This window comes from Streptomyces ipomoeae 91-03, from assembly GCF_000317595.1.
Taxonomy (GTDB): domain Bacteria; phylum Actinomycetota; class Actinomycetes; order Streptomycetales; family Streptomycetaceae; genus Streptomyces; species Streptomyces ipomoeae.
In genome coordinates this window covers 1-7,486 of the sequence record NZ_AEJC01000084.1, presented here as the reverse complement: position 1 = coordinate 7,486, position 7,486 = coordinate 1, and the positions used below count along the sequence as shown (strand labels likewise).

At 70.9% G+C, this 7,486-nt stretch carries 6 protein-coding genes and 1 pseudogene; 3 read left to right on the top strand and 4 right to left on the bottom strand.

Annotated elements, in window-relative coordinates:
• From STRIP9103_RS05295 to STRIP9103_RS05280, 4 genes are all read right to left on the bottom strand, one after another.
• A partial coding sequence (locus STRIP9103_RS05295) for a TldD/PmbA family protein (RefSeq protein WP_048819739.1) occupies nucleotides 1-1,334 on the bottom strand: 1,334 nt, incomplete at its 3' end.
• A gap of 196 nt (nucleotides 1,335-1,530) precedes the next feature.
• On the bottom strand, nucleotides 1,531-3,105 hold the full coding sequence (pdxR, locus tag STRIP9103_RS05290) for a MocR-like pyridoxine biosynthesis transcription factor PdxR (RefSeq protein WP_048819738.1): 1,575 nt from the start codon (nucleotides 3,103-3,105) through the stop codon (nucleotides 1,531-1,533).
• A gap of 41 nt (nucleotides 3,106-3,146) precedes the next feature.
• Nucleotides 3,147-3,848: a B3/B4 domain-containing protein gene (locus STRIP9103_RS05285; protein WP_009299771.1), complete on the bottom strand. Its 702-nt coding sequence runs from the start codon at nucleotides 3,846-3,848 to the stop codon at nucleotides 3,147-3,149.
• A gap of 1 nt (nucleotide 3,849) precedes the next feature.
• Complete coding sequence (locus STRIP9103_RS05280) at nucleotides 3,850-4,455, bottom strand: LysE family translocator (protein ID WP_009299773.1); 606 nt, start codon at nucleotides 4,453-4,455, stop codon at nucleotides 3,850-3,852.
• Between the two features lie 266 nt (nucleotides 4,456-4,721).
• On the opposite strand from STRIP9103_RS05280, the gene STRIP9103_RS05275 reads away from it, so the two are divergent.
• The 3 genes and pseudogenes from STRIP9103_RS05275 to fabI form a co-directional block, all read left to right on the top strand.
• The gene (locus STRIP9103_RS05275) at nucleotides 4,722-5,894 is read left to right on the top strand and encodes an SEC-C metal-binding domain-containing protein (protein WP_009299777.1); all 1,173 of its coding nucleotides are present in this window, start codon (nucleotides 4,722-4,724) and stop codon (nucleotides 5,892-5,894) included.
• Between the two features lie 213 nt (nucleotides 5,895-6,107).
• Nucleotides 6,108-6,827, top strand: coding sequence for a 3-oxoacyl-[acyl-carrier-protein] reductase (gene fabG / locus STRIP9103_RS05270; protein ID WP_048819737.1), 720 nt, complete (start codon nucleotides 6,108-6,110; stop codon nucleotides 6,825-6,827).
• Between the two features lie 3 nt (nucleotides 6,828-6,830).
• Nucleotides 6,831-7,486: pseudogene (gene fabI / locus STRIP9103_RS05265) on the top strand (enoyl-ACP reductase FabI); the annotation flags it as partial.

The following is a 7,486-nucleotide window of genomic DNA, read 5'->3' as shown; positions in this document are numbered from 1 at the left end:
TACGCGACGTCCCGCAGCTGCCCGGTGATCCGCCCGTTCTCGATCTTGAAGAACCGCTGCCCCGTGAACTGGAAGTTGTACCTCTGCATGTCGATGGACCACGACCGGTCCCCGACGACATAGATGCCGCGGTCGACGCCACCGATCAGGTCCTCGGTGGACAGCCCCGCCGGGTCCGGCCGCAGCGACACATTGGCCATGCGCTGCACCGGCACATGGTCGGGGGAGTCGGCGTACGCGCAGCCGTTGGAGCGGCCGAGACCGGTCAGCCTGGCGATGCGCCGGTCGAGCTGGTAGCCGACCAGGGTCCCGTCCTTGACGAGATCCCAGGACTGCCCCTCGACGCCCTCGTCGTCGTACCCGATGGTCGCGAGGCCGTGCTCGGCGGTGCGGTCGCCGGTGACGTTCATCAGCTCGGAGCCGTACTTCAGCTTGCCGAGCTTGTCGAAGGTGGCGAAGGAGGTACCGGCGTACGCGGCCTCGTAGCCGAGCGCGCGGTCCAGTTCGGTGGCGTGGCCGATGGACTCGTGGATGGTCAGCCAGAGGTTGGACGGGTCCACGACCAGGTCGTACACGCCCCCCTCGACGCTCGGCGCCCGCATCTTCTCGGCGAGCAGCGCCGGGATCTCGGCCAGCTCGGCGTCCCAGTCCCAGCCGGTGCCCGTCAGATACTCCCAGCCCCGTCCGACCGGCGGCGCCAGCGTCCGCATGGAGTCGAACTCACCGCTGGACTCGTCGACGGACACGGCCGTCAGCGACGGATGCAGCCGTACGCGCTGCTGCGTGGTCACGGTCCCGGCGGTGTCCGCGTAGAACTTGTTCTCGTGCACGGTGAGCAGCGAGGCGTCCACATGGTTGACGCCGTCGGCCGCGAGCAGCCGGGCGCTCCAGTCCGTCAGCAGCGCGGACTTCTCCTCGTCCGGGACGGTGAACGGATCGATCTCGTACGACGAGATCCACGTCTTCTCCGCGTGCACGGGCTCGTCCGCCAGCTCCACGCGCTCGTCCGACCCGGCGGCCTTGATGACCTGCGCGGACAGCTTGGCCATCGCCACGGCCTGCGAGGCGACCTTCGCGGCGGCGTCCATCGTCAGATCCACACCGGAGGCGAACCCCCAGGTCCCGCCGTGCACGACCCGCACCGCGTACCCCAGGTCGGTCGTGTCCGACGACCCGGCGGGCTTGGCGTCCCGGAGCCGCCAGGACGCACTGCGCACCCGCTCGAACCGGAAGTCCGCGTGCTCGGCCCCGAGCGCACGCGCGCGTGCGAGCGCGGCGTCGGCCAGGGCCCGTAGCGGCAGTGCCAGGAATGACTGATCGACTTCGTGGGGCACGGGTGGGCTTCCCTTCGCTCCGGCCGGTGGGTTCGTCCTGCTCAGCTCATGGCATCGCATGGCAAGTCCGAAGTGAAGCATGTCCCGAGCTTGCCGCACACGGCGAATATCCCTCGCGGGCATCCGGAACGGAGGACTACCGCACTCTCGGTGACCGCGGTACCTCCGCCATGGTCCTGCTTGCCGTCCAAGGGTGTCAGGCCAGCTCGCGCAGCGCCTGGCCGAGCGCCATCACCCCTTCGGCGATCGCACCGGGCGGGCTGGCGGCGTAGCCGAGGACGAGGCCGGGGCGGCCGGGCAGCTGCCGGTGCCAGGACAGGGGCTGGCACTTCACGCCGCGGGCGAGTGCGGCAGAGGCGAGTTCGGTGTCAGGCACCTCCGCCGAGTATGTGACGGTCAGATGCAGGCCGGCCGCCGTGCCGTGCACGACCGCGCCCGGCAGGTGTTCGGCGATGGCGTTGATCATCGCGTCGCGGCGGCGCGTGTGGCGGCCACGCAGCAGCCGCAGATGCCGCTCCAGCTGGCCCGACTCCATCAGTCGGGCGAGCACCAGCTGCGGCAGCACGGCGTTGCCCAGGTCGGTGAAGCGTTTTGCGTCGGTCAGCCCCTCCCGGTAGCGAGGCGGCGGCACCACCCAGCCGATCCGCAGCGCGGGTGCGAGCAGCTTGGACACGCTGCCCATGTAGCACAGCCGGTCGGCGAGCTGTGAGCGCAGCGCGGGCACCGGTGGCCGGTCGTAGCGGTGCTCCGCGTCATAGTCGTCCTCCACGACCAGCCCGCCGTCCGCCGCCCAGCGCAGGAGCTCACGGCGCCGCTCGCCGCTGGTCACGACGCCGGTGGGGAACTGATGGGCGGGTGTGATCAGTACCGCGGGGGCGCTGGTGGCGCGCAGTGCGTCGACGCGCAGGCCCTGGTCATCGACCGGTACGGGTGGGGTGGCCAGCTCTCCGCTCTGCAGATGCTGGCGGGTTCCGAGCGAGCCGGGGTCCTCCACCGCGACGCTGGTGATGCCGTCTGCCCGCAGCACGGGGTGCAGCAGGGTGAGCGCCTGCGCGGTGCCGGCGACGATCAGTACTTCGTCCGGCTCGATCTGGATGCCGCGGCTGCGCGCCAGCCAGCCGGCGACGGCGCGGCGCAGCCGCGGGGCACCGCGGGGGTCGCCGTATCCGAGGTTCCCGGCGGGCAGCTCGGCGAGCACGGCCCGTTCGGCGCGCAGCCAGGCCGCGCGGGGGAAGGCGGAGAGGTCGGGCCGGCCGGGGGTGAGGTCGATGCGGGCGTGGGTGGCGCGCAGCACGTCGAAGACATCGGCGCCGGGCTCGCCGTTGAAAAGCGCGGGCGGTACGGTCCGGTCGGCGCCGTGACCGCGGGCCGGGGCGGTACCCCGGGACGGCCCGGACGCGGCGGGCGCCTGCGGGGAAGCGGGTGGCGCCGCCACCACCACCGTGCCGCCGCGCCGGCGCCCCTCGACATGGCCGTCCTCGGTGAGCCGCCGGTACGCCTCGGTGACCACGCCCCGGGAGACGCGTAGTTCGGCGGCGAGTACCCGGGTGGGCGGCAGTCTGCTGCCGACGGCCAGCCGGCCGTCGGCTATCGCCTGCCGCAGCTGCCGTGCCAGCCAGTCCGCCTTACCGCCTGCGGGCGCGTCCCTGGCGTCCAGCTGCAGAAAGTCGGAGCCGTGAGCAGGGGGTCCGGCATCCGCTGACGCGGCTGCCGCCGTGGACGCCGCAGCAGTGCCGCTCGTCACCCGTTCCCCCTCGTTCACCGGACTCATGGTGTCATGCGTCGCTGCGACGCCCGGGCGCTGACCAGCGACTAGCCGCCGAGGAGGAACTCCCTTGCGGATGAGGTGAGAACAGCTGTCGCGGGGGCGGTCCCCCAGCGGGCGGCGAGTTCCTCGGCGATCGTCTTCATCACCTCGAAAACGGTCTCCGTACCGCCGTCATGCATGGCCTCCGCCACCACGAGGACCCGGCTGGTGTGGTCACCGACCGCGGAGTGGCCGCTCTGCCGGTTGGTCCAGCGGCGAGCATGCGCCCGCCCGGCGGAGTCGGCATACGTCACCTCGCCGGGCGCTGGGTGCTCGGTGTCGCCGCTGAAGGTCGTGTAGCGCTCGTCACCGTGGGCGTGGCGCACCTCGAGCAGCGGGCCGGCGATGCGGTCGGCGTCGAGGACCGCGACCGGGACCGCGTACGCGACGGAGATCGCGTTGCACAGGTCGACCACCGGGTGGATACGCGGCAGCGTCCCCTCCTTCCGCAGCCGCCGTAGCAGCGACTCCGAGGCGCATCGGTACTGTGTCGGCTTCAGCCCCATCCGGGCGAAGGCCCGCCGCCAGGCCAGCACTTCGGGGAACCGGCCTTCGGAGGTGCCGGCCAGCCGGGCCTCGGCGCGGGCGGTGTACTCCGCGACGCGCGGGCCGACGTCGGCGGCGCGACCGACGCCGGTGGCGTGGAGCGCGCCCGCGACGAGTTCGGGGTAGTCGGACCAGATCGCGTCCGCGTGCCGGAAGCGCATCTCACGCCACCGCCAGCCGTGCGCCCAGGCCCACGAAGCAGGCGGCGAACACCCGGCGGATGCCGGTCAGCATCCGCGGCCGGGCCAGCACGCGGTCGCGCACGGCCGCGGCGCACATGCCGTACGCGGTGAAGACAACGAAGGTCAGTGCCATGAAGACGGCGCTGAGCCGGAGCATCATGCCGAGGGAGCCGGGCTCGCCGACGGGGACGAACTGGGGGAGGAACGCGACGAAGAACATCGTGAGTTTCGGGTTGAGCAGGTTGATCAACACTCCGGAGACAATCACGCGGGCCGCCGACCGCGGCTCGGCCTCTTCCTCGACGGCCGGCGCGGCCTTGTCACGCAGTGTCGCCCACGCCATGTACAGCAGATAGCCGACACCGAGGTACTTCACCACCTCGTAGGCGACGGCGCTGGTGTGCAGCAGCGCGGCGAGACCGGTGATCGTCGCCACCAGGTGCGGCACGATGCCGAGGGTGCAGCCGATCGCGGCCACCACGCTCGCACGGCGGCCGTGTGACAGCCCGGCGGCGAGGGTGTACACCACGCCGGTGCCAGGGGTGACCACCATGACCAGGGTGGTCAGCAGGAACGCGATACTCAACAGAATCTCCGCGAGGTTGAAGGTCCTCTCACCCTTGTGCGGTCATGGTCCGGAGGACAGGGCCAAAGCGCACCGGCCCAACTGGTCCAAAAAGCCGGCGTGGGCTGTCGGCGACAGATACCGGTGGAGGCATGGCCTACCCGGTGGGAGCGCTCAACCGGCCGAGTCGAGCACTCACCGGCCAATTGGAGCGACCACGGCTCACTCGCCGGTGATCCTGTCGGCTTTCCAGGCGTCGTCGACTTCGCCCGCCCTACGGTGGGCTCATGTCCAGCAAGCGCCGTACCGGCGGCAAGCACAGCAAGAACAACAAGAAGGCGCACGGCAGCGAGCGAACGCCCGCCCTCAGGGCCATCGCGCCCCCATCCCTGGCCGACCACGCCAAAGTCGCACAGGAGTGCGAGGAGCTGGCGGAGCGGCATCCCGAGGAGCGTGAGGAACTGCTCCTGGAGGCCGCGGACGCGTGGAGCGACGCGGGCGAGTACGACCGCGCCATCGCTCTGTACGAGCGACTGCTGGACGCGGAGACGGCGGGGAACTGCTCCGAACCGGACCTGGTGGACGCCTACCGCATCGGTGTGCTGTGGGACGCCGGACGGAGCGAGGACGCCCGCGCGGCAGCCGCCGCGTTCCGCAGGCGGCATCCCCGGGACGCCGGCGCCTGGAACTTCGTCGCGGAGGCCTTCGAGGCGGCGGACGAGACGGTCACGGCAGCCGAGTGGTTCACCGCGGGCATCGCGCATGCCCTCGGCGCGAGTACGCCGGTGACCGTGGACACGGTGGAAGCCGACCCGCACCACTACGACATCGAGACGCTCGTCATCGGCCGCCACCGGGTGCGACGGCTGCTCGGCGAGCCGCACGACGACTGGGACGAGGTGGCCGACGTGCTGCACGAGCGGCGTGCCGCCTCCTTCCTCGGCCGTGTGACGCCGCTGGACGAGATGCATGATCCGCTCCGGCTCATGCAGCTCGTGAACGGCGTTCCCGAGGCGCTGGAGACCGCGATCGAGGAGTTGCCGAACCAACTCAGGGGCGGGAGCCGACCCGTACGCACGGCGGCTTCGAGGAGTACGTGTGTTCTGTACTGGTCGCCGGAGGAGTTCAGCAGACTCCTGGCACGCTGGCCGAGAGCAGCGGACGACTACGGCACCGATCACGCCGACCACCGGCGGCAGGTCGAACGCACACTGAGGGAGCTGTCCGAGGCGGGGGCCGCACACCTCGCCGTGGGCCGTGCGACCGTGAGCGGCCTGGAGTCCCATGCGGCGGCGGAGGGCGGCGAAGCCCCCGACGCGCCGGACACCCGCTCGGCCTACGCCGCCGAACTCGCCCGCTTGGGGCTGGTGGCCGACTGGCCCCCGCCCCGGAACGGCCCCTGCTGGTGTGGCTCGCAGCGCAAGTACAAGAAGTGCTGCGGAAACCCCGCGGCGGCATGAACAGGCACTGGGAGGCCGGGCTGTCCGCCCACGCGCCCGGCATGGCCGACTGACCGGCGGCAGCGACTGTAGGGATCCGACAGCGGGCGGCGCGTGCCACTGTCACTGCCCGAATGCCCACACGACGGACCGGACCGATAGGTTTTCGATGAAACCGCCTGCCGCCCGGGCATTCGGGCAGGTGTGGCAGACCGCTATGGAAAGGGTGATCCGTTGAGCCGCTCGGTTCTCGTCACCGGAGGCAACCGGGGCATCGGCCTCGCCATCGCCCGCGCGTTCGCCGAGAACGGCGACAAGGTCGCGTACACATATCGCTCGGGTGAGCCGCCGGCCGCCCTGGCGGAGCTGGGCTGCCTCGCGGTCAGGTGCGACATCACCGACTCCGAGCAGGTGGAGCAGGCCTACAAGGAGATCGAGGCCGAGCACGGTCCGGTCGAGGTTCTGATCGCCAACGCGGGCGTCACCAAGGACCAGCTCCTGATGCGGATGTCGGAGGAGGACTTCACGTCCGTCCTCGACACCAACCTCACCGGCACCTTCCGCGTCGTCAAGCGCGCCAACCGCGGCATGCTGCGCGCCAAGAAGGGCCGCGTCGTGCTGATCTCGTCGGTCGTCGGGCTGTACGGCTCGCCCGGCCAGGCGAACTACGCCGCCTCCAAGGCCGGTCTCGTCGGCTTCGCGCGCTCCCTCGCCCGCGAACTGGGGTCGCGCAACATCACCTTCAACGTCGTCGCGCCGGGCTTCGTCGACACCGACATGACCCAGGTGCTGACCGACGAGCAGCGCGCGAACATCGTCTCGCAGGTGCCGCTCGGCCGGTACGCGCAGCCCGAGGAGATCGCCGCGACGGTGCGGTTCCTCGCCTCGGACGACGCCTCGTACATCACTGGAGCCGTCATCCCCGTAGACGGCGGACTGGGAATGGGTCACTGAACCATGAGCGGAATCCTCGACGGCAAGCGCGTCCTGATCACCGGTGTGCTGATGGAGTCCTCCATCGCCTTCCACACCGCCAAGCTCGCCCAGGAGCAGGGCGCCGAGATCATCCTGACCGCGTTCCCGCGGCCCACCCTGACCGAGCGCATCGCCAAGAAGCTCCCCAAGCCCACCAAGGTCATCGAGCTCGACGTCACCAACGACGAGCACCTCGGGCGGCTCGCCGACATCGTCGGTGAGGAACTCGGCGGCCTCGACGGCGTCGTCCACTCCATCGGCTTCGCCCCGCAGGACGCCCTCGGCGGCAACTTCCTCAACACGCCGTTCGAGTCCGTCGCCACCGCCATGCACGTCTCGGCGTACTCCCTGAAGTCGCTCACCATGGCCTGTCTGCCGCTGATGCAGAACGGCGGCTCCGTGGTCGGCCTCACCTTCGACGCGCAGTACGCCTGGCCGCAGTACGACTGGATGGGCCCCGCCAAGGCCGCCCTGGAGGCCACCAGCCGCTACATGGCGCGTGACCTGGGCAAGCAGAACATCCGCTGCAACCTCATCTCCGCCGGTCCCATCGGCTCCATGGCCGCCAAGTCCATCCCGGGCTTCGCGAGCTGGCCTCCGTCTGGGACAACCGCTCGCCCCTGGAGTGGGACCTCAAG

Excerpts from the sequence above, each read along its gene's own strand:
- STRIP9103_RS05275 (WP_009299777.1), top strand. The coding sequence starts at position 4,722 with ATGTCCAGCAAGCGCCGTACCGGCGGCAAGCACAGCAAGAACAACAAG.
- pdxR (WP_048819738.1), bottom strand. The coding sequence starts at position 3,105 with ATGAGTCCGGTGAACGAGGGGGAACGGGTGACGAGCGGCACTGCTGCG.
- STRIP9103_RS05285 (WP_009299771.1), bottom strand. The coding sequence starts at position 3,848 with ATGCGCTTCCGGCACGCGGACGCGATCTGGTCCGACTACCCCGAACTC.